Below are 20,877 nucleotides of genomic sequence, written 5' to 3'. Positions count from 1 at the left end.
CCCGTCAAGGGCTTGACGACGACGAGGAGGCACCGCGATGGCGCAGCAGGACGACACGCCGAGCGCACCGACGGCGACCGAGGACGCGAAGGCGAAGTTCCGGGAGGCGCTCGACCGCAAGAAGGCGGCGGGGCACCGGACGGCCGACGGCTCGAAGAACACGGGCTCGGTGCACAGCGCTGAGACGACGGGACCGGTGCAGCGGCAGTTCCGGCGCAAGTCCGGCTCCGCCTGACCGGCTCGACGACGACGGCGGCCGAGGGAGATGTCTCCTCTGGCCGCCGTCGTCATGTCGTGATCGTGTCGTCTGCCGGACCGGGTGCGGCCTACGACAGCAGACGCAGTCGGACCGACTCGGGTCGCGCCCGCAGCGCCTCGACGACAGCCTGCTCGACCGGTGCGCCGGCGTCCGTCACGACGTAGCCGATCTCGCCACGCGTCGCCAGCAGCTGCCCCTCGATGTTCACGCCGTGCTTGGCGAGCGTCGCGTTGACGGCGGCCAGGACGCCGGGCGTGTTCCGGTGCAGGTAGGCCAGGCGGTGCACGCCGGGCGCCTGGTCGAGCGCGAGGTTCGGCAGGTTGACGCTGAGGGTCGTCGTGCCCGTCCGGAGGTAGTCCCGCATCTTGTGGGACACGAAGTTGCCGATCGCCTCCTGCGCCTCCTCGGTCGAGCCGCCCGTGTGCGGTGTGAGGATGACGTTGGGCAGGCCGCGCAGCTCGGACTCGAACGGGTCGCCCTTGCGCTTGGGCTCGACGGGGAAGACGTCGATCGCCGCACCGCTCAGGTGCTGCGAGACGATCGCCTCCCGGAGGGACGCCGGGTCGACGACGAAGCCGCGGGACAGGTTGAGCAGGATCGCCCCCGGTCGCATCCGCGCGATCTGCTTGCCTCCGAACATCCCGGCGTTTCCAGGGCGACCGTCGACGTGCAGCGTGACGATGTCGGCCGACTCGAGCAGCTCGTCCATGGTCGAGGCCCGGCGCGCGTTGCCGAGCGCGAGCTTCTCGGCGGTGTCGTAGAAGATGACCGACATGCCGAGGTTCTCGGCGAGCACCGACAGCTGCGTGCCGATGTTGCCGTACCCGATGATCCCGAGCGTCCGGCCGCGCACCTCGTGCGCGCCGATCGCCGACTTGTTCCAGACACCCTCGTGCATCGACCGGTCGAACTCCGTGAGCCGTCGCGTGAGGGCGATGATCTCGGCGATCGTGATCTCGACGACCGATCGCGTGTTGGAGAACGGCGCGTTGAACACCGCGACCCCGTGGTGGGCGGCCGAGGCGAGGTCGATCTGGTTGGTGCCGATGCAGAACGCACCGATCGCGACCAGGTCCGGCGAGCTCTCGATCGCGCGAGCGGTCACGGTCGTCTTGGACCGGATGCCGAGGAGGGCGACCCCCTGCAGGGCGTCGATGAGCTCGTCCTCGTCGAGGGCGCCGGTGCGGGTGATCACCTCGTAGCCGGCCTGCTCAAGGTTCGTCACGGCGTCGGGGTGGAGGTTCTCGAGGAGGAGTGCGCGCACGGGAGACATCGTGCGCCCTTGTGGTCGGCAGACCAAGCCGGTCCCGTCCCTCGGACAGGTGCTGGGGGCGGTCGGGCTGCCGCCCACACAGGTTCACCCGGAAGCATGGCGCGCCAACGGCGGCTCGGTTGCGACACTGCGGCGTGACCTTGTCGATGCGCCGCTACCGACGGCAGGCCGAGCGCATCGAGAGGCGCGGCGGTGCGGCTGCGACCAGGGCCGGGCTGAACCCGATCCTGGCGGTGGGCCTGGTCGCGGCCCTGCTGTGCCTCGCGTGGTCCCGGGGCGCGCTGCCGGAATGGCTTCCGGTCCCTCGGCCACCGACGTTCATCTCGGTCGAGGGTCGGCTCGTTGCGGTCCCCGTGCCGGCGAAGGACGCCGTGCGCGTCCTGCCGGGCGTCGTGGTCGCGACGAGCGGGTCGTACGCATTCCTCGACGTCACGGCGTCGGGCGCTCCCATCGGCTTCGACCCCTGCCGCCCCATCCGCTACGTGGTCCGGCCCGACGGCGCACCCGCCGCGGGCGACCAGCTGATCGCCGAGGCGGTCGCGACGATCTCGGCCGCGACCGGTCTCGCCTTCGTCGACGCCGGGTACACGAGCGAAGAGCCCGTGCTCGACCGTCCGTTGGTGCAGGCCCGCTACGGGGACGGCTGGGCGCCGGTGCTTTTCGGCTGGTCGGACGAGGGCACGTATCCCGAGCTGGCGGGACCGACGGCCGGGCTGGGCGGTGCGTCCGTCGTCCCGGCGGCGACCGGACCGGGTGAGTTCCTGGCCGGCGGGCGGGTGCTGCTCGATGCCCCCGACCTCACGACGATCCTCGCCAGCCCCGACGGGTATGCGCGGGCTCGTGCCGTCGTCGTGCACGAGGTCGCGCACGTCGTCGGTCTCGACCACGTGGCCGACGCGGGAGAGCTCATGGCGCCGACGATGGGTCCGCTCACGGAGCTCGGTCCGGGCGACCGTGCCGGGCTGGCGCTCGTCGGCCAGGTGCCGTGCGACGGCGTCTGAGCACTCAGGACCCGGGCCGCTCCGCGGCGCCGTCGAGCCCGACCGGAAGATCTCGCTCGTGCACGACGCGCAGCGCCCGGGTCGGTCGGGTCATCGCGACGTAGAGGTCGCCCGCGGTGGTCGCCAGGACGTCGGCGGGCTCGAGCAGCACGACGGCGTCGAACTCGAGGCCCTTGCTCTCGCGCGGGGTCAGCAGGGAGACGGGCGCGTCGAGGTCGGTCGCCCTCGACGACGAGGTCGAGCCGGGCGCACGCAGCACCGCCTCGAGGCCGGCGTCACGCAGCGCCGCACGGACGTCGTCGAGCAGGCGGCGCGGTCCGATCACGGCCACACGCCCCGCGCCGGCGTCGTCGGGCACCTCGGCGAGGAGCGACCGCACCTGGTCCACCGCGGCCGTCGCGAGCGACCCTGGCGCGGCGCGGTCGAACGTCAGCGCGCCCACGACGTCGCGGGCCGAGGTCAGCCGGCTCACCGGGAGCCCGGCCTCGGCGGCGACCCGCTGGGCGGCGTCGGCGACCGCAGCGGGCGTGCGGTAGTTGACCGTGAGCTCCGCGAGGCGCCACGACGAGCGCAGCACCGGCTCGAGGGTGCCGCGCCACGAGTGGGCGCCGGCGCTCGACGACGTCTGGGCGACGTCGCCGACGATCGTCATCGACCTGGTGGGCACCCGCCGCAGGAGCGCACGCCACGCCATCGCGGACAGCTCCTGGGCCTCGTCGACGACGACGTGACCATAGGTCCAGCTCCGGTCGGCCGCAGCCCGCTCGGCGGTCGTCAGGGACGGCCCCGAACCCGCGAAGCGGTCAGCCAGAAGCTCCGCGGAGACGAGGCCGTCGCCGCCGTTCGACTCCAGCACCCGGCGGGCGTAGTCGACCTCGGCGACACGACGTGCGGCGTCTGCCTTCTCCCGTGCCCGCGCCGCCTGGTTGTCGTCCCCGAGCAGCTCGGCGGCCTCGTCGAGCAGCGGGACGTCGGCCGCGGTCCACGGCGCGTCGGGGGACCGCTGCAGGAGCGTGCGGTCCCGGGCCGACAGCTCGGGGGAGGCCGCCGCGAGGCGGTGCGGCTTCGTGAGCAGGTCGGTGACGAGGCCCTGCGCGGTCAGCGGCATCCACGCGAGGTTGAGCGCGATCCGGATCTCCCGCGTCGAGCGGAGCTCCTCGAGGATCTCGCCCCGCTCGTCGGGGGCGACCGGCCACCCCAGCTGCGCCACGTACTGCTCAGCGAGCCGCGCCAGCATGTCGCGGACGAACGCGACGCGGGCCTGGTTGTGCGGACGGTTGCCGCGCCGTGCACGGGCGATCGCCGCGGAGACGTCCGACGGCGTGACGACGATGGTCGTGCCGTCGATGCGCACCTCGGTCGGCTGCGCGGGGACGCGCTGGCGCTGGCGCACCGCACGGGCGATGACCTGAGCCATCACGGTGCGCCCCTTGATCTCGGCGACCACGTCGTCCTCGACCCCCGTCGGGCTCACGCCCGGGAAGAGCTCGGCGACGGTCGTCGTCACGACGCCGGTCTCGCCGAGCGACGGCAGCACCTGGTCGATGTAGTGCAGGAACGTCCGGCTCGGCCCGACGAGCAGGACCCCCGAACGTTCGAGCATGCGCCGGTGCGCGTACAGCAGGAAGGCAGCCCGGTGCAGCGCGACGGCCGTCTTGCCCGTGCCCGGCCCGCCCTGCACGACGAGCGCACCCTGCAGCTCCGAGCGGATGATGGCGTCCTGCTCGGCCTGGATGGTCGCCACGATGTCGCTCATCCGGCCCGTGCGACCGGCCGCGAGGGAGGCGAGCAGCGCGCCCTCGCCGGACAGGCCGCTGAGCGTGAGCCCGTCGTGGCGGGCTCCCTCAGCGTCGGAGCCGTCGGCCTCGACCACCGACGCCAGCACGTCCAGATCGAGGATCTCGTCCTCGATGCCGGTCACCGAGCGTCGACGCGTGACCAGGTGACGGCGCCGCACGACGCCGTCGGGCCGGGCCGCGGTCGCGCGGTAGAAGGCCTGCGCGGCGGGCGCACGCCAGTCCGTGAGGATCGAGGCGTGGTCCTCGTCGGCGAGGCCGATGCGCCCGACGTAGCGCGCCGCGCCGTCGGTCAGGTCGAGCCGGCCGAACGCGAGGCGGTCCTCGACCGCCTCGAGCTGAGCGATCCGGTCCTCGTACAGGGTCGCGAACGCATCGCGCTCGCTGCGGTTCTGTGGCGAGCCGGACGGCCCTTCGCGACGGACCTCGGCGAGCCGTGCGCGTGTCTGCGCGCGGAGCTGGTCGAGCCGGCGGTACAGCCTGTCGACGGTCTCCTGCTCACCGCGCAGCTCCGACTCGCTTCCCGCCACGTCGGCGCTCCTGTTCCCCCAGGGTGGTCGAACGACCACCGGATGCCTCCGTGCACACGCGCGGAGCGGCCGTCCATTATCCGCCTCGCCAGGGCTGTCGTGTGCAGCACCGCTCTGCCGGGCAGGCGCGTCGGGGAAGACCTGGACCCGTCCAGGTGTTGTCGAGATCGAGGCCGCGTGCTCCGGGTGCGGCCAACGGAAGAGGTGAGGACCCATGCAGGACCCCAACGACATCTACGACGTCGACCCGCAGGTCGCGGCCGAGGTCGAGACGCGGTCTGCCGGCGGACTGGGTCCGGTGCTCGTGCATGCGCTGCGCGGCTTCATGGACGCAGGCAGCGCCGGGCAGCTGGCCGTCGAGCACCTGACCGAGGAGCTCCCGGCGACGAGGCTCGCGACGTTCGACGTCGACCAGCTGATCGACTACCGCTCGAGGCGGCCGATCATGACGTTCGACTCGTCGACGTGGAGCGACTACGACGAACCCGAGCTGGTCGTCGACGTGATCCACGACGCGGCCGGTGTGCCGTTCCTGCTGCTGCACGGGCTCGAGCCCGACGTGCAGTGGGAGAGGTTCGCGTCGGCCGTCCGCCAGATCGTCGAGCGGTTCGACGTGCCGCTGACCATCGGCCTGCACGGGATCCCGATGGGCATCCCGCACACCCGCCCGCTGTCGGTCACGGCGCACGCGACGCGGCCGGAGCTCATCTCGGACCACAAGTCGTGGTTCGGCACGGTCCAGGTCCCGGCGAGCGCGAGCGCACTGCTCGAGCTCCGGCTCGGTCAGTCGGGGCACGACGCGATGGGCTTCGCGGTGCATGTCCCGCACTACCTGGCTCAGTCGTCGTTCCCGCAGGCGAGCATCACGGCGCTCGAGAACCTCCAGCGCGTGACAGGTCTCGACCTGCAGCTCGCGAGCCTCACGCAGGCAGCGAACGAGACCGTGCTCGAGATCGAGCGCCAGGTCAACGGCTCCGAGGAGGTCGCCGCCGTGGTCCACGCCCTCGAGGAGCAGTACGACGCGTTCACGCACAACCTCGGCCGGACGGGTTTGCTCGCCGAGAGCGCGCAGCTGCCCACGGCGGACGAGCTGGGCGAGGAGTTCGAGCGGTTCCTGGCGCAGCAGACCGGAGACGGTCCCGGACTGTGACGTTGCTCTCTGCGGATCGACCTTGATCCGCAGCGACACGCCCGACTCGCCAGGACGGCGCCGGCCGCACGACACGCGTCGTGCGGCCGGCGCCGTCCTGGCTCGTCGTGAGCAGCACAATGGTCGTCCGTGACGACTTCTCCGCCCGGAGCGCGTGCCCTCATCGTCTGGGGAGCCGCTGTCGCGGCTTACGCGATCGCCGTGCTCCACCGCTCCTCGCTCGGGGTGGCGGGTCTCGAGACGACCAGCAGGTTCGGCGTGAGCGCCTCGGTGCTGGCGAGCCTCGCCGTGGCCCAGCTCATCGTCTACGCCGCGTTCCAGATCCCGGTCGGTGTGCTGCTCGACAGGCTCGGGCCGCGTCGGATCATCGCGGGCGGCGCGTTCCTGATGGCGGTGGGCCAGCTCGTCGTCGCAACCGCCACGGTCGTGCCCGCGGCGCTGCTGGGCCGGATGTTCATCGGTGCCGGGGACGCGATGACCTTCGTCTGCGTGATCCGGCTCATCCCGGCCTGGTTCCCGCAGCGCAGGGTGCCCCTGATGACGCAGCTCACCGGGTCCATCGGCCAGCTCGGTCAGGTGCTCGCGGCGGTGCCGCTCGTCGCGGTGCTGCAGGGCGCCGGATGGGGCGCGGCCTTCGGAGGTCTGGCGGCCGTCGGACTGCTCGCGGGCATCCTCGTCGTCGTCGTCGTGCGCGACTCGCCCGCGTCCGGGCCGGCCGACCCCGCGGTCACCCGCAGCGCACCGGCGCCCGGCGTCGCGAGCACGACCCCGCGCGAGGGCGTCCTGGTGGGACTGCGTGCCGTCGCGCGCGAGCCAGGTGCCTGGCTGGGGTTCTGGGTGCACTTCCTCAGCGCCTTCAGCACGAACGTGATCGTGCTCCTGTGGGGGTTCTCGTTCTTCGTCGAGGGCCAGGGGCGGAGCACCGCCGAGGCGAGCGCGCTGCTCACGCTCAACGTGGTCGCCGCCGTGGTCGCCGGACCGTTGCTCGGCGAGGCGTCCGCGCGTCATCCGGAGCGACGCACCCGGACCGTGCTGATCATCGCCGGTGCGATCGGTGTCGCGTGGCTCGTCGTCCTCGTGCCGCCCGGGCCGCGACCGCTGGCAGTGCTGGCCATCTTCGTCGTCGCGGTCGCTGTCGGTGGCCCGACGAGCCTCGTGGGCTTCGACGTCGCGCGGCACTGCACGCCCGCGCACCGGCTGGGGGCGACGACGGGGTTCGTCAACACCGGCAGCTTCGTCGCAGCGCTGTCGACGATGCTCGCGATCGGCGTCGTGCTCGACCACGTGGCTCTGGGTGCGACGCGTGACCTCGACGCCTACCGCCAGGGCCTGTCGGTCGTGGCCGTGCCGTGGGTCGTCGGAGTCGCCGGGCTGCTCGTGTCGCGCCGCCAGACGCGGGTGGCGCACCCCGAGGTCCGGCTCTGAGCGCTCGAGTCGTCACGCACTGATCTGGGATGACGAATCGGCGACCAGATGGCCGTCGAACATCCACCCAAACGTGATCAGAAACCGTGGCGCGCGAATGCGGCCGCGTGGCAGGATGACGAATGTTGCAGTGACGTACTGACGCTCGACCGGCGCCCTGACCTCCTGGTGAGGGCATCTCCAGCTCCGGCTGGTCTGCCCGGTGCAGGACGTGGGACAAGGCATTGCGGCACGGCGCGGGCACATGCTCGTCACCGTCACCGGTTGGAACAGAAGGACAAGAACATGGCACAGGGTGCTGTCAAGTGGTTCAACGCTGAGAAGGGCTATGGGTTCATCGCCCAGGACGGCGGCGGCCCCGACGTCTTCGTCCACTACTCGGCCATCGACACGCAGGGCTACCGGTCGCTCGACGAGGGCCAGCGGGTCGAGTTCGAGATCACCCAGGGACCCAAGGGTCCGCAGGCCGAGAAGGTTCAGGCACTCTGACCTCAGCTTCTCGCTGAGCCGGCCATCGGCTGACTCGGCGCGATGAGCTCAGCGCAAGGCCGCATCCTCAGACGGGGGTGCGGCCTTGCTGCGTGCGGCGGCAGAGGCAGCCGCAGCCGGTTGCGGTGCCGCGTCGAGGATCGGCTGTGCCGAGCCGACGAACGCGACGACGTCGGCGTCACGCAGCAGCCTCGACGGCGCAGGCAGGGAGCGCAGCGCGCGATCCAGGTCGGCTGACCGCAGCAGCGCAGGGTCGTTCGTGCCGGCAAGGACGAGGTTGCCGTAGCGACGACCGCGCAGCTGGCCGGGCTCGGCGATGACGGCGACGTCGGCGAACACCGCCGCGAGGGTCGCGGTCTCCGCGCGCGCCCGGGCGAGCGGGGGTCGGTCGGCGCAGTTCGCGACGTAGAGACCTCCAGGCCGCAGGACCCGCGCGACGTCGGCGGTGAACTCCAGCGTCGTGACGTGCTCGGGCGTGCTGTCGCCCGCGAAGACGTCCCGGATGACGATGTCCGCGCTGGCGTCCGGCAGCGTCGCGAGCTCGCTGCGCGCGTCGCCGGCCCGGATCCGGAGCGCGGGCGCGCGCGGCAGGTCGAACCACGCACGGACGAGCTCGGGCAGGGTCGCGTCGAGCTCGATCGCGATCTGACGGGATGCCGGCCGGGTCGCGTGCACATAGCGGGCCATCGCGCAGCCGGCGGCTCCGAGGTGCACGACGGCAAGTGGTTCACGCGGCATGAGCCTGTCCACCACGGCGGCCATCTGCTGCATGTACTCGAACGAGAGCCGGGTCGGGTCGACGAGGTCGAGGTGCGAGCTGGGGACGCCGTTGACCAGGACGGTCACACCGGTCGGGTCGTCCGGGGCGCGGACGACCTCGACGGTCCCGGTGGAGATGGCAACGGGCCCCGACGGCCAGGTCGGGGATGTCGGAGGTCGGTGTGAGGCTGGGGCTCGTCGCCCCGAGCGGTCGCGGGCAGCCACCTGCCTACCGTAGAGGCTCGCGGGCAGAGGCCCGCAGGCGGTGCCGGCCGGGGCGGAGGTTGACGGGAGTCGAACAGGTGTTCGATACTGAGAGCCGGACGACGAGGAGAGGGGACGGGAAAGCTCATGGCGACAGCCGCAGGTACCGACCTTCTGCCGACCCGCTCGCACGAGCTCCTGCAGCGCGCGGATGCCGAGCTCGTCGCGGCGCAGTTCTCCTCGGAGGCATGGGAACGGTTCTCTCACGCCCACCTCGCAGCCCTGCGGGGCGGGGCGGCGCTGCTCGCCGTGCGTGGGCGGCCCGGCGGCAGGCGTCCCCCCCGGACGGTCTGGGACATGCTCCGCGTCGTCGCTCCCGAGCTTGCGGACTGGATCGACTACTTCGCCGGCGGAGCGAGCCTGCGGTCGGCCATCGAGGCAGGTCGGTTCGACGCGGTGTCGGAGGCGCGAGCCGAGCAGGCGTTGTGCGCCGCCGAGGACTTCATCGACGAGCTCCGGGCGCTGCTCACGGCCGACGCCTCGCCGACGGCGCCGGTGCGGGGTGCCGCGCCGCGAGGACTCGGCCTGCGTGCGTCGTGAGCCGGAGCCCGCGGTCTGGCACCGCTCGACGCGACTGGGGGGCCGACGAGGACGGCTGCTCGATCCTCCACGTCGACATGGATGCGTTCTTCGCCTCCGTGGAGATCGCCCGGAGACCTCAGCTCCGAGGGCTTCCCGTCATCGTGGGCGGCTCTGAGCGCGCCGTCGTGCTGGCCGCGACCTACGAGGCGCGGGCGTTCGGGGTGCACTCCGCGATGCCGATGGCCGCGGCACGGCGACTGTGCCCGCACGCCGTCGTCGTCCCACCGGACATCGCGACCTATCGCGCGGTGTCGAGCGGTGTCATGCAGGTCCTGCGCGACATCACGACGCTCGTCGAGCAGGTGAGCGTCGACGAGGCCTTCCTGGACGTGTCGGGAGCACGGCGGCGGCTCGGACCACCGACGAGGATCGCGGAGCTGATCCGCGCCCGGGTGCTGACCGAGCACGGGATCACCTGCTCGGTCGGGATCGCGTCGACGAAGTTCGTCGCGAAGCTTGCGTCGGGCCACGCCAAGCCTGACGGCGTCCTCCTCGTGCCCAAGGACGCGACGGTTCCGTTCCTGCGCACGCTGCCGGTCGGTGCGCTGTGGGGCGTGGGGGAGCGCACCGAGGCTGCGCTCGCGCGGTGGGGCATCCGCACCGTCGCGGAGCTCGCCGACAGTGACGTCGGGACGATCCAGCGAGCAGTGGGACGGACCTCCGGCGCGCACCTCTACGACCTGTCCTGGGGCCGGGACCCGCGCCCGGTCGAGCCGGGTCGCGACGAGAAGAGCATCGGCGCCGAGGTGACGTTCCCGGTGGATGTCGCCGACCCGGTGGTCGTCCAGGCCAAGGCGCTCGAGCTCGCCGACCGGTGTGCCGGGCGGCTTCGTGCGCAGGGCCTTGTCGCTCGGACGATCGCCGTGAAGGTCCGGACCTCGGACTTTCGGACGCTGACGCGTTCCCGGACCCTCGTGACCCCTACCGACGTCGGTCGCGAGGTGTATCTCGCCGCACGGGAGCTGCTCGCAGGAGTCGATCTCGGCGGCCTGCCGGTCCGCCTCGTCGGTGTGCGCGCCGAAGGTCTCAGCGCCGCCTCGTCGACGATCCGCCAGCCGACCCTGGACGAGGTGTCCGGGGACGGTGAGGGTTCGCAGCGCGACGCCGAGCGCGCCATGGACCGCGTCCGGGAGCGGTTCGGTGCGGGGGCGATCGGTGCAGCGGCGACGGCTCCGCGAGTCGGTTGACGTCCGACTACCGACTTCGCCCGGCGCGATCTATCCTGACCCCAATGGATCCCGACAGGGAAGCCCGACAGGGAAGTACGGGGGTAGCAGTGCCTCTGTCCGAGTACGAGCAGCGCGTACTGGAGCAGATGGAGCGACAGCTCACATCTGACGACCCCAGGCTCGCGAACACGCTCACGTCCCGCGGGCGTCGATCCGTCAGTCGCTACGTCCTGGGTGCCGCCGGCGTGGCGGTGGGTCTGCTCCTGCTGATCTTCGGTGTGGTCGCATCACGCGCATGGTTGGGCGTGCTGGGCTTCATCGTGATGTTCGCCGCGGTCACCTACGCGGTCGCACGTCCGCGCGCCACCGGGCCGGCCGGCGTGGTCCGCCCCGACGGGCGCGTGACCCGGTCACCGAAGCCTCAGGCCAAGAAGTCCCGGTCGGCAGGCTTCATGAACCGCCTCGAAGAGCGCTGGCAGAAGCGTCGCGACTCGGATCGCTGAGCGGCGACGTCACGTCGGTCAGGACCGTCGCGATCCACACCTCGAGCTCCTCGGGCGTGCGCGTCGGCGGAGCCGGCGCGTAGCGAAGCTGCTCGAGAGCATCGGCGAGCTGGACGAGCGCTGCATCCGCGGGCTCGCCCAGGGGCACTGCGCGGAGCGCGACGACCCGGGCGCGGACGATGTCGACGCACTGCCGAGGAGTCCGAGCGTCGGACCACTCGATCCCGGCAGCCGCGAGGCGCTCTCGGAGCCGGCTCCAGGCCACCTCAGGGTCCACCGCGGCGTGACGGGTCGAGCGTCGTCGTGCGACCACCAGGCCACCGACGGCGAGCAGGAGCAGCAACCCGGCTCCCGCGACGACCGGCAACCGGCTGGTCGACTCGTCGGCCGTGACGGCGCCGCCGGGCGAAGTCGCCCCCGCCGTGGCACCCCCTGTGGCGTTCCCCCCGAGGTTGTCCGGTATCTCGCCCGCATTCGGTGCCGCGGTGCTGAAGACGAACGGGTCGCTCCATCGAGGCGGCGAGCCCGACTGCACGGCGGGGGTGGGCTCGAACCTGACCCAGCCGGCCGAAGGGAAGTAGAGCTCGGGCCACGTGTGCGACAGCCGGCCGGTGACCGTGTAGACGCCGTTGTCGTCGGCGACACCGGGCAGGAACCCGACCCCCAGTCGGGCGGGGATGCCGAGCGAGCGCGCCATGATGGTCATCGAGGTCGCGAACTGGACGCAGTAGCCGTGCCGGTTCGTCAGGAAGTCCCAGACGGCGTCGTCCGTCCGGGCCGGCGCGACCCGGGTGTCGTACACGAACCTGCTCATGTCGCGGAAGTACGTCTGCAGGGCGAGCGCCTGGTCGTACGCGCCGCTGGCATCGGCCGTGAGCTGCACCGCGAGCGCCCGGATGTCCTCGGTGTGAGCGGTCTGTGGCACCGCGAGGTACGGCTCGAGCCCCGCAGGCAGCCGGCTGCTGGCGGCCTTGAGGTCGTCGGCGGTGAGGGTCGGGATCTCGACGGTCATGGCGTAGGTGGTGCCGCTGCCCGTCGCCCGGTCGCCCACGACCTCGTCGCGCTCGGCGTCGTACCGCCACGGGCCGGCGATCTCGAGGGTGCGGGGGAAGGTGCTCACCGGCAGCCGGAGCTCACGCAGGCCGTCGATCGTCACGTCGACGCGGGCGAGGGTTCCGGCCTGCGGGTCGAGGAGCGTGCCCTGCACCGACGTGTCGGAGGCCAGCAACGTGCCGGGCGCCCAGTCCTGCAGGTCGGTGGCGTCGGTCCGCTGCCAGCTCCGGCCGTCGAAGTCGCGGAGCGTGAAGGCACGCAGCGGGCCGACCACGCGCGCGTTGGCCGCCTCGGGCGCACCGGGAGCGGCCGAGCCGCCATCGGTCGGCGAGGCCGGGTCGGCTGCACCGACCGGAGCGACCGTGTAGTGGAGCACGACCTGGCCCGACCGGCGACCGAGGCTCTGTCGCAGGTCCAGGTCGTCGCTGAGCCGGAGCGGACCGATCGGCCCGCTCCCGAAGCTCGGGAGCGTCAGCGAGGCCCATCCGGGAGCGGCCGCGACGACGGGTCCGGCGGCGAGCGTGGCCACCACGAGCGCTGCTGCGACCGCCACCGTCGACGTGGTGCGCCGGGCACCGACGGCGTGGTCACCGTGGGGTGCGGCGTGGAGCGCGAGCAGCAGGAGGTAGGCGAACGCGGTCCATCCGAGCGCGCCCGCTGGTGCGGGGTAGGCGAGGCCGATGGCGGGGAGCCACATCGTGACCAGCACGAAGCCGGACCAGGCGGGCGCGTCGAGGCCGAGAGCGAGCGCGTCGGCGAACAGGAAGACGAGCATGCCGCCCGCGACCACGAGCATCTCGACCGGCCGTGCGGCGTTCATGGGGACGACCGACGCGTTGATGAGCTCGGCCGCCGCGCGCACGGAGGCGAGGAGCCGCTCGAACGACGCGGCGTCCGGAAGCACCTGCACGCGCCCCGGAGGTGCGCCGTACACGACGAGGAGGCCGAGCGCGGCGGTGATCGCCCCGACGATGGTCGGGGTCCACCGGGACCGGGCGACCGAGCGGACCGCGGCAGTCACGACGGCGAGGACGACCACCGCGAGCACACCCGCGCGCAGCCATCGACCGGGGGAGAGCAGCCCGGACAGTGCGAGCAGGCTCGCGCAGGCTGCGGCGGCGACGAGGACGGACCCCAGGATCGATCGTCCGCCGCGCGGGAACCCGGCAGACCCGCGCCCGGCTATCACAGGGCGCTCTCCAGCAGACGCATCCAGCTCCGCGCGATGTCCTCTCCGGGCTCAGCCGTCACGGCCCGCCACCCGGCGCGGTGCAAGGCCTCGACGGTGCTCGCCGCATCCCCCCGCTGCGCGTGCGACCCCTCGCCCGAGCGAACCACGGCCCACCCCTGGGCGTTGTCGGCGACTCGCGCGAGGGCGGTGCGGGCGCGGGCGGTGAGCGGGCCGACCACGGCGAGCACGATCTCGCCGACGTCGTCCGTGGCGAGAAGCAACCGGGCGTCGACCAGGAGCCGCTCTTCGGCCGCGGCCGGCGACTCGGCGATGGTGAGATCGATCGTGCGGTCCAGGATGTCTGCGCGTGCCATGTCGCCCGGACGGTTGTGCGCGTGCCGCATCGACATCGGGCGCTCGGTGAGAGCGCCGTCGTGGCGCGCAGCGACGGCGGCGGGGGCCGGACCGCACAGGAGCCGGACGGGATGGCCGGCGTCGAGCATGGCGAGCGTCATCGAGGCGGCGAGCGAGATGCTCCACTCGAGCGAGGCAGATCGCGTCGGCAGGTCGAGCAGGACACTGACGGGCCGCATGCCGGCCCGCTCGTCCGACCGGACCATGAGCTCGCCGCGGCGCGCGCTGGTGGCCCAGTGGACGCGCCGGAGGTCGTCACCGAACCGGTAGTCGCGGAGCGAGGCGTCGTCCGTGGACGGGGTCCGCGCGCCGAGCGCGACCCGATCGGGGTCGCCGACGAGGACCCCCGGCGGGACCTGCAGCTCGGTGACGGTCGGCCAGACCGAGATGTGGGCTCCCTCGCCGAGGCTCGTCGTGGCCTTGGCGACGCCGAAGGGGTCGATGCGCGTGACCACGAGCGGGCCCAGCGTCCATCGGCCGCGTCGCGCGGCGAGGACGGGGTAGGTGATGGTGACGCGGCCAGGGGTGCGGGCCACGTGGGCGCGCAGGGGTCGCCCGCCCGACAGCTCCGCCGACGCCTGCTCGCGGAACCGGAGCCCCGCGAGGCGCGCCCGCCCTGCGGCATCGGTGGCCGTGATGACGACCCCGACGACCGAGGTCGACCCGGCATGCACGGGGTTCGGCGACGCCCCTCGCTCGACCGCGAGGCGGTGGCGGCCACGGCCCGGGTCGAGCAGCCCGATCCCCACGAGCGCGCCGATCACGAGGAGGAGGGGGAGGGTGCCGATACGGACGAGGTCGACGGCGCCGACCGCGACCCCGGCGAGCACGGCGACGACTCCGCCGATCGCCAGGCCGACCCCCCGGACGGTCGGACGCAGTCGCATCAGCCGGTCGCCCGCCGCTCGCGGGGGATCGCGCTCCCCGACGTCGGCAGGGGGACGCGGGCGACGATCTCCCGGACGGTCTCGGTGGTCGTCCGCCCGGACAGGCGAGCCTCGGTGCTCGCGAGCACGCGGTGGGCGAGCACGGGCTCGGCCAGCTGCTGGACGTCGTCGGGCAGCACGTGGTCGCGTCCGGCCATCGCCGCGATGGCTTTGGCGGCGCGCAGGAGCTGGATCGCCGCGCGGGGGGACGCACCGAGGCGCAGGCCGTGGTCCTGCCGGGTCGCGGTCACGAGGTCGACGATGTAGCGCTTGACGGCGGGGGCGGCATACAGCGACCTGGCGGTCGTGATGAGGCGTGCGATCTGGGCCGCGTCGGTGACGGGCTGCAGGGACGCCAGCGGGTCGGACGTCTCCTGGAGGTCGAGCATGTCGAGCTCGGACTCGACGCTCGGGTAGCCGACTGCGAGCCGCGCCATGAACCGGTCGCGCTGCGCCTCGGGCAGCGGGTACGTCCCCTCCATCTCGACAGGGTTCTGTGTCGCGATCACGAGGAACGGGTGGGGCAGCGGGTAGGTGTGGCCGTCCACCGTGGCCTGTCCCTCCTGCATGCACTCGAGCAGCGCCGACTGGGTCTTGGGCGACGCACGGTTGATCTCGTCGCCGATGACGATGTGCGCGAAGAGCGGACCCGGTCGGAACTCGAACTCGTGCGTCTGGCTCCGGAAGATGTTGACGCCGGTCAGGTCGCTCGGGAGCAGGTCCGGCGTGAACTGGATGCGACCCACGGTGCAGTCGATGCTGCGCGCCAGTGCCTTGGCCAGGGTGGTCTTGCCGACGCCGGGAACGTCCTCGAGCAGCAGGTGACCCTCGGCGAGCAGGACTCCGACAGTGACGCGCACGAGCTCGCTGCGTCCGGTGACGACCCGCTCGATCGACGCACGGACCCGCTCGCTGGTCCCGACGAGCTCCTCGAGCTCGGTGGACGTGGGCACGGCCTGAAGCATGGGCGTCTCCTTCGGCGGACTGGCACGAGCCTACGTGGCGAGGCACGGCTCCGGGCGGTGTTCAGCGAGCGCTTCCGGGCGCTGCGCGCGAGGCCCGTGCGCGCCCTCCACTTCGCTCCCCGTGCCCCGGGCCTGCGGTCCGTCCTGTCGACAGCGCGCCCAGCGCATGTCCGGATCGTCCCGAATGCCGGTCGAGAAAGCACCGCAAATCGGATCGGCGGGGCGATTGATCGCGGCGGCGACACGCGCGAGGCTCATTCCCCACGCAACGCCCTCCACCTCACTCCACCGCGCTGACCTGGGGATATGCCCCAGGCGGCCGGTGAAACACGCGTCTCTCCCCTTGTGGGTGGAGGAAAGTGGAGTACCGTGGAGGCACTTGGTGAGAACTGGGTGAGGGCACCCGGCACGGGCACTGGCAGCACGATCTGGCACCACGAACGGGGGGCGGCATGAGCGTGGAGTCGACCCTCGTCGGGTACGGCTCGACGGTGCCGTTCCTCGGTACCTATACGCCGCGGCTCGACGACAAGGGCCGGCTGATCCTGCCCGCGAAGTTCCGCGGGCAGCTCGCTCCGGGCCTCGTCATGACGAAGGGCCAGGAGCGCTGCCTGTTCCTGATGCCGATGGACGAGTTCCGCCGCATGCACGACCAGATCCGGCAGGCGCCCGTCACGAGCAAGCAGGCCCGCGACTATCTGCGCGTCTTCCTCTCGGGCGCGAGCGACGAGCTGCCCGACAAGCAGGGGCGCATCTCGATCCCGCCGATGCTGCGCACGTACGCCGGTCTCGACCGCGACGTCGCCGTGATCGGCGCCGGGACGCGCGTCGAGATCTGGGACCTCACCGCGTGGGAGACGTACCTGGCCGAGCAGGAGGACGGGTATGCCGCGACTGCGGAGGAGGTCTTCCCCAACGGTCCCTTCTGAGCCGCCGACGCACGCCAGCACGACCCGAAGGACCAGCACGACCCGCACGACCCGCACGACCCGCACGAACTAGGCCGCATGACCGCCCGGCGAGATCTCCTCCCGTCCGTTCTGACTCACTTCCCCGGTGTCAGAACGTCGGTGGGGGATCTGGTCGGACGGCGGAGGGGCCGTCCGACCACACCAGGACCGCCGCAAGCACCGGGCGGACGAAGAACGAGCGAGCGAACGGCACGCGGCGAGAGGAGGGGCGATGAACGGGTTCGACGACGCGTCAGACAGCGAGCTCGACGCCGCCTCCCGCCACATGCCCGTCATGCTCGCGCGCTGCGTCGAGCTCCTCGAGCCCGCGCTCGCGGGCGACGGTGCCGTGCTGGTCGACTCGACCCTCGGGATGGGTGGGCACACCGAGGCCGTCCTGCAGGCGTTCCCGCACGTCCGGGTCGTCGGCCTGGACCGCGACCCCCAGGCGCTCGAGCTCGCCGGCCGTCGGCTCGCACCCTTCGGCGCGCGGTTCACGGGCGTGCACTCGGTCTACGACCAGATCGGCGACGTCCTCGCGCGCCTCGGCATCAGCGAGGTCCAGGGCGTGCTGATGGACCTCGGTGTGTCCTCGCTGCAGCTCGACGAGACGCAGCGCGGCTTCTCCTACTCGCAGGACGCTCCGCTCGACATGCGCATGGACGCGACGACCGGGCTGACCGCCGCGGACGTCCTGAACACGTACGACGAGCGGGACATCGCCCGCGTGCTGCGTGAGTACGGCGAGGAGCGGTTCGCCGGCAGGATCGCCCGGCGCGTCGTCGCCGAGCGTGCGAAGGCACCGCTGGCCCGCACGGGCGAGCTCGTCGACATCCTGCGCGCCAGCATCCCGGCCGCGACCCGCAAGACCGGCGGCAACCCGGCCAAGCGCACGTTCCAGGCGCTGCGGATCGAGGTCAACGGCGAGCTCGAGGCCCTCGAGCGCGCCCTGCCCGCGTCGATCGAGGCCCTCGCGGTCGGTGGCCGCATCGTGGTCGAGGCGTACCAGTCCCTCGAGGACCGGCTCGTCAAGCGCGCGCTCGCGGCCGGTGCGACGTCGAGCGCACCGCCCGGCCTCCCGATCGAGCCCGAGACCCACCGCCCGTACCTGCGCCTGCTGACCCGGGGCGCCGAGGAGGCGGACGAGGCCGAGCTCGCGCGCAACCCGCGATCGGCCTCCGTGCGGCTGCGTGCCGCAGAACGACTCAGACCCACACCGGACCACCTCCGCAGCAGCGGCGCACCGAGGAGAACAGCATGAGCGCACAGGCAGCGGCGAGGGTCGGTGCAGTCCCGCGTCCAGCACGCCCGGCCGTCGCCCCGCAGCCGGCGCCGCGCCTGCGGCTCGTGCGTGCACCGGCACAGGCGCGCACGCGGGTGCCGTTCGTCGTCGCGTGCATGGCGATCCTCGCGGGGGCTCTCCTGACCGCGCTGCTGCTCAACACGACGATGGCCCGCGGGGCCTACGAGAAGCACGACCTCGACCTCGAGCTGGCCCGGCTCGCCTCGACGCAGCAGGACCTGTCCGCCGCGCTCGATCGGCGCTCCTCGCCCGCCGAGCTGGCGGCGTCGGCGCGCGCCCTCGGGATGGTCCAGGCCCGCAGCACCGGGTGGCTCAGGCTCGCCGACGGAACGGTTCAGGGCGGTCCGGCGGTGGGGGCGGCCGGATGACCCTGCGCGGGCCGGAGAACGGGCAGGCGGGCACTTCCCGCCGCGCTCCCGTGCGCGCAGCTCGGACGACCCCCGGTCCCGGGCGTGACGCCTTGCGGGCGCAGCAGGCTCCGCGGTCGCGCCAGGCGCCCGGTCCGCGGCCGGTCGCGACGCGTCCCGGCGGCCGTCTGCCCGCAGGGCCGCGGGGTCCCGGGCCGACCCGGCTCCCCGCGACCGGAGACCCGCGGCGGCGCCAGGCGCTGCTGACGGTCGCCGTGCTGGTCCTGCTCGCCGTGTTCGCCGTCAGGCTCGTGTACATCCAGGGGTTCCGTGGCGAGGCGGTGGCGCAGGAGGCTCTCGCCAAGCGGCTCAGCACCGCCTCGCTCCTGGCGGCCCGGGGTGAGATCACCGACGCCAACGGCGTCCAGCTCGCCACGTCCGTCGAGCGGTACACGCTGACGGTCGACCAGAAGGTCCTGGCGGCCTGGAAGGTCCGGGGGAGCGACCCGCTCGTGTCCGGACCGTCGGGTGCGGCCGGGCTGCTCTCGCCGATCCTCGGGCTCAACGCCGCAGAGCTCGGCGCCAAGCTCGCGGGCGAGAGCCGGTACAAGGTCGTCGCCAAGGGCGTGCTGCCCGAGCAGTGGCGTGCGATCCGCGAGCTCGGGATCGACGGGATCCTCGCCGAACGGACCTCCGAGCGCATCTACCCGAACAAGACGCTCGCCGGCAACCTGCTCGGCTGGGTCAACTCCCAAGGTGTCGGAGCCACGGGCCTCGAGGCGCTGCTCGACGCGAAGCTCCAGGGCACACCGGGGACCGTGGTCTACGAGCACGGTCGCGGCGGTCAGGAGATCCCCGGCGGCTACCAGGAGCAGACCGACTCGGTCCCGGGCTCGAGCGTGCAGCTGACGATCCTTGGCGACCTGCAGTGGAAGGCCGAGGAGGCCATCGACAGCCAGGTGGCGGCGACCGGGTCCGACTCGGGCGTCATCGTCGCGATCGACACCCGTACGGGCGAGATCCTTGCGCTCGCGGACTCGGGCACGGTCGACCCGAACGACCCCAAGGACGGCAAGCTGAGCGGGTCGAGCGCGATCTCGGACGTGTTCGAGCCGGGGTCGACCGCCAAGGTCATCACGATGGCCGCGGCGCTCGAGACCGGCGTCGCGAACCCCCTGACGCCGTTCGAGGTGCCCTACTCGTACACGACGGCGAACAACCAGACCTTCCACGACTCGCACGAGCACGCGACGCTGAAGCTCACGATGACCGGCATCCTGTCGGAGTCGTCGAACGCCGGCACGGTCATGCTGGGCCAGAACATCCCCCAGCAGGTGCGCTACGACTACCTCGAGAAGTTCGGGTTCGGGACCCGCACGGGCATCGAGCTGCCCGACGAGTCGCCCGGCATCCTGCACCCCAGTGACGAGTGGGACGGGCGCAGCAAGTACGCGGTCCTGTTCGGCCAGTCCGTCTCCGTGACGGCGCTGCAGGCGACCGAGGTCTTCGCGACGATCGCGAACCACGGGGTGCGGGTGCAGCCGCACCTGATCAAGGGCTGGACGGCGCCCGACGGCACGTTCACGCCCTCGACCGCGGCGGCCTCGACGCAGGTGATCTCCCCGACGACGGCCGACACGGTCATGACGATGCTCGAGAGCGTCGTCGACGGTGGCACGGGCAGCAGCGCGGCGATCCCCGGCTACCGCGTCGCGGGCAAGACGGGTACCGCGCAGAAGTTCAACCCCGACGGCATCACGGCGTCGTTCATCGGGGTGGTCCCGGCGGACGACCCGCACATCGCGGTGAGCGTCATCCTGCAGAACCCGAAGACCTCGATCTACGGCGGCGCGGTCGCTGCCCCCGTCTTCAGCGACGTCGCCGGGTATGCGCTCCAGGAGCTCGGGATCGCGCCGAGCGGGACGACGGCCCAGCTGTTCGCCACGACGTGGGAGTGAGACCGCCGGCCACGCGTCGGGGTGCCGATCGGCAGGCGGAGCGCCCGGGAGCGGCGCCCGTCCGGGGTAGATTCTCCCCATGACGTCCCCCCAGGGTCGGATGCGCCCCCTGCATCCCGCCGAGCACCGGGTCGTCGACCTCCTCGCCACGTTCGCGCTCGACGCACGCGGTGGCGACATCGCTCCGGGGCTCGGCCTGACGGGTGTGTCGGTCGCCAGCGGCGACGTGCAGCCCGGAGACGTGTTCATCGCGCTGGACGGCGCGCACACGCACGGTGCGACGTACACGGCGCAGGCGGTCGCGGGTGGTGCGGTCGCCGTTCTGACCGACGAGCGCGGTGCGCAGATCGTCGCGGACGAGCCGACAGCCGCCGGTGTCCCGGTGCTCGTGGCCGCGGATCCGCGCGGGCTCGCCGGCCCCGTTGCTGCCTGGGCGAACGACGACCCCGCGGAGGGGTTCGTCACGGTCGGCGTGACGGGCACGAACGGCAAGACCACGACGACGTACTTCGTGGATGCGGCCCTGCGCACGGCGCACGCCGGCACAGTCGTGATGGGCACGGTCGAGCTGCGGATCGGCGACGAGGCGA

18 protein-coding genes and 1 pseudogene are annotated in these 20,877 nt (G+C 72.6%); 13 read left to right on the top strand and 6 right to left on the bottom strand.

The window, feature by feature from the left end; translation table 11 throughout:
• The first annotated feature begins 37 nt into the window (after positions 1-37).
• Positions 38-235, top strand: coding sequence for a DUF5302 domain-containing protein (locus DDP54_RS15065; RefSeq protein ID WP_109132818.1), 198 nt, complete (start codon positions 38-40; stop codon positions 233-235).
• Between the two features lie 91 nt (positions 236-326).
• Here the strand turns inward: DDP54_RS15065 and serA are convergent, their stop codons facing one another.
• Complete coding sequence (serA, locus tag DDP54_RS15060; RefSeq protein WP_109132817.1) at positions 327-1,532, bottom strand: phosphoglycerate dehydrogenase; 1,206 nt, start codon at positions 1,530-1,532, stop codon at positions 327-329.
• A 134-nt stretch (positions 1,533-1,666) separates the two neighbouring features.
• Here serA and DDP54_RS15055 point away from each other — a divergent pair, with 134 nt between their 5' ends.
• On the top strand, positions 1,667-2,533 hold the full coding sequence (locus DDP54_RS15055) for a matrixin family metalloprotease (RefSeq protein ID WP_146192443.1): 867 nt from the start codon (positions 1,667-1,669) through the stop codon (positions 2,531-2,533).
• 4 nt (positions 2,534-2,537) lie between these two features.
• Here the strand turns inward: DDP54_RS15055 and DDP54_RS15050 are convergent, their stop codons facing one another.
• Positions 2,538-4,859, bottom strand: coding sequence for an AAA family ATPase (locus tag DDP54_RS15050; RefSeq protein ID WP_242448511.1), 2,322 nt, complete (start codon positions 4,857-4,859; stop codon positions 2,538-2,540).
• A gap of 214 nt (positions 4,860-5,073) precedes the next feature.
• Here DDP54_RS15050 and DDP54_RS15045 point away from each other — a divergent pair, with 214 nt between their 5' ends.
• From DDP54_RS15045 to DDP54_RS15035, 3 genes are all read left to right on the top strand, one after another.
• Entirely contained in the window at positions 5,074-6,009 is a 936-nt protein-coding gene (locus DDP54_RS15045; RefSeq protein ID WP_109132814.1) for a PAC2 family protein, read from the top strand.
• Between the two features lie 129 nt (positions 6,010-6,138).
• Positions 6,139-7,434 carry an MFS transporter gene (locus tag DDP54_RS15040; protein WP_197711459.1) on the top strand — a complete coding sequence of 432 codons (1,296 nt, stop codon included), beginning with the start codon at positions 6,139-6,141 and terminating at the stop codon, positions 7,432-7,434.
• 285 nt (positions 7,435-7,719) lie between these two features.
• Complete coding sequence (locus DDP54_RS15035; RefSeq protein WP_109132813.1) at positions 7,720-7,923, top strand: cold-shock protein; 204 nt, start codon at positions 7,720-7,722, stop codon at positions 7,921-7,923.
• Between the two features lie 48 nt (positions 7,924-7,971).
• Here the strand turns inward: DDP54_RS15035 and DDP54_RS15030 are convergent, their stop codons facing one another.
• Complete coding sequence (locus tag DDP54_RS15030) at positions 7,972-8,907, bottom strand: fused MFS/spermidine synthase (RefSeq protein ID WP_197711458.1); 936 nt, start codon at positions 8,905-8,907, stop codon at positions 7,972-7,974.
• A gap of 126 nt (positions 8,908-9,033) precedes the next feature.
• Between DDP54_RS15030 and DDP54_RS15025 the strand changes: the two genes are divergently transcribed.
• The 3 genes from DDP54_RS15025 (at position 9,034) to DDP54_RS15015 (ending at position 11,200) form a co-directional block, all read left to right on the top strand.
• Positions 9,034-9,486 carry an SAV_6107 family HEPN domain-containing protein gene (locus DDP54_RS15025; protein ID WP_109132812.1) on the top strand — a complete coding sequence of 151 codons (453 nt, stop codon included), beginning with the start codon at positions 9,034-9,036 and terminating at the stop codon, positions 9,484-9,486.
• Entirely contained in the window at positions 9,483-10,715 is a 1,233-nt protein-coding gene (gene dinB / locus DDP54_RS15020; RefSeq protein ID WP_109132811.1) for a DNA polymerase IV, read from the top strand. The genes DDP54_RS15025 and dinB overlap by 4 nt, the downstream gene beginning before the upstream one ends.
• A gap of 89 nt (positions 10,716-10,804) precedes the next feature.
• On the top strand, positions 10,805-11,200 hold the full coding sequence (locus DDP54_RS15015; RefSeq protein ID WP_109132810.1) for a DUF3040 domain-containing protein: 396 nt from the start codon (positions 10,805-10,807) through the stop codon (positions 11,198-11,200).
• Here the strand turns inward: DDP54_RS15015 and DDP54_RS15010 are convergent.
• From DDP54_RS15010 to DDP54_RS15000, 3 genes are read right to left on the bottom strand one after another with little or no spacing between them, the layout of a single operon-like run.
• Complete coding sequence (locus DDP54_RS15010; RefSeq protein ID WP_109132809.1) at positions 11,148-13,442, bottom strand: transglutaminaseTgpA domain-containing protein; 2,295 nt, start codon at positions 13,440-13,442, stop codon at positions 11,148-11,150. The two genes, DDP54_RS15015 and DDP54_RS15010, sit on opposite strands and share 53 nt — an antisense overlap.
• Positions 13,439-14,725 carry a DUF58 domain-containing protein gene (locus DDP54_RS15005; RefSeq protein ID WP_109132808.1) on the bottom strand — a complete coding sequence of 429 codons (1,287 nt, stop codon included), beginning with the start codon at positions 14,723-14,725 and terminating at the stop codon, positions 13,439-13,441. The genes DDP54_RS15010 and DDP54_RS15005 overlap by 4 nt, the downstream gene beginning before the upstream one ends.
• Complete coding sequence (locus DDP54_RS15000; RefSeq protein ID WP_109132807.1) at positions 14,725-15,729, bottom strand: AAA family ATPase; 1,005 nt, start codon at positions 15,727-15,729, stop codon at positions 14,725-14,727. The genes DDP54_RS15005 and DDP54_RS15000 overlap by 1 nt, the downstream gene beginning before the upstream one ends.
• A 452-nt stretch (positions 15,730-16,181) precedes the next feature.
• On the opposite strand from DDP54_RS15000, the gene mraZ reads away from it, so the two are divergent.
• The 5 genes and pseudogenes from mraZ to DDP54_RS18720 all read left to right on the top strand — a co-directional run.
• Positions 16,182-16,658, top strand: a complete 477-nt coding sequence (gene mraZ, locus DDP54_RS14995) for a division/cell wall cluster transcriptional repressor MraZ (protein WP_109132806.1) — start codon at positions 16,182-16,184, stop codon at positions 16,656-16,658.
• A gap of 253 nt (positions 16,659-16,911) precedes the next feature.
• Complete coding sequence (gene rsmH, locus DDP54_RS14990; protein ID WP_109132805.1) at positions 16,912-17,940, top strand: 16S rRNA (cytosine(1402)-N(4))-methyltransferase RsmH; 1,029 nt, start codon at positions 16,912-16,914, stop codon at positions 17,938-17,940.
• Positions 17,937-18,350 (top strand): hypothetical protein, encoded by a 414-nt coding sequence (locus DDP54_RS14985; RefSeq protein WP_109132804.1) that lies wholly within the window; start codon positions 17,937-17,939, stop codon positions 18,348-18,350. Before rsmH ends, DDP54_RS14985 begins: the two co-directional genes overlap by 4 nt.
• Positions 18,347-20,287 (top strand): penicillin-binding protein 2, encoded by a 1,941-nt coding sequence (locus DDP54_RS14980; protein WP_109132803.1) that lies wholly within the window; start codon positions 18,347-18,349, stop codon positions 20,285-20,287. The genes DDP54_RS14985 and DDP54_RS14980 overlap by 4 nt, the downstream gene beginning before the upstream one ends.
• 79 nt (positions 20,288-20,366) lie before the next feature.
• A pseudogene (locus DDP54_RS18720) lies at positions 20,367-20,821 on the top strand (Mur ligase domain-containing protein); the annotation flags it as partial.
• Positions 20,822-20,877 lie beyond the last annotated feature (56 nt).

Origin of the sequence: Cellulomonas sp. WB94, from assembly GCF_003115775.1 — a bacterium.
Taxonomy (GTDB): Bacteria; Actinomycetota; Actinomycetes; order Actinomycetales; family Cellulomonadaceae; genus Cellulomonas_A.
This window is presented reverse-complemented; position numbering and strand designations above follow the sequence as displayed.

Coding starts and splice junctions, on each gene's coding strand:
- DDP54_RS15035 (WP_109132813.1), top strand. CDS start 7,720: ATGGCACAGGGTGCTGTCAAGTGGTTCAACGCTGAGAAGGGCTATGGG.
- DDP54_RS15045 (WP_109132814.1), top strand. CDS start 5,074: ATGCAGGACCCCAACGACATCTACGACGTCGACCCGCAGGTCGCGGCC.
- mraZ (WP_109132806.1), top strand. CDS start 16,182: ATGAGCGTGGAGTCGACCCTCGTCGGGTACGGCTCGACGGTGCCGTTC.
- DDP54_RS15065 (WP_109132818.1), top strand. CDS start 38: ATGGCGCAGCAGGACGACACGCCGAGCGCACCGACGGCGACCGAGGAC.
- DDP54_RS15025 (WP_109132812.1), top strand. CDS start 9,034: ATGGCGACAGCCGCAGGTACCGACCTTCTGCCGACCCGCTCGCACGAG.
- DDP54_RS14980 (WP_109132803.1), top strand. CDS start 18,347: ATGACCCTGCGCGGGCCGGAGAACGGGCAGGCGGGCACTTCCCGCCGC.
- DDP54_RS15000 (WP_109132807.1), bottom strand. CDS start 15,729: ATGCTTCAGGCCGTGCCCACGTCCACCGAGCTCGAGGAGCTCGTCGGG.
- DDP54_RS14985 (WP_109132804.1), top strand. CDS start 17,937: ATGAGCGCACAGGCAGCGGCGAGGGTCGGTGCAGTCCCGCGTCCAGCA.
- rsmH (WP_109132805.1), top strand. CDS start 16,912: ATGAACGGGTTCGACGACGCGTCAGACAGCGAGCTCGACGCCGCCTCC.
- serA (WP_109132817.1), bottom strand. CDS start 1,532: ATGTCTCCCGTGCGCGCACTCCTCCTCGAGAACCTCCACCCCGACGCC.
- DDP54_RS15005 (WP_109132808.1), bottom strand. CDS start 14,725: ATGCGACTGCGTCCGACCGTCCGGGGGGTCGGCCTGGCGATCGGCGGA.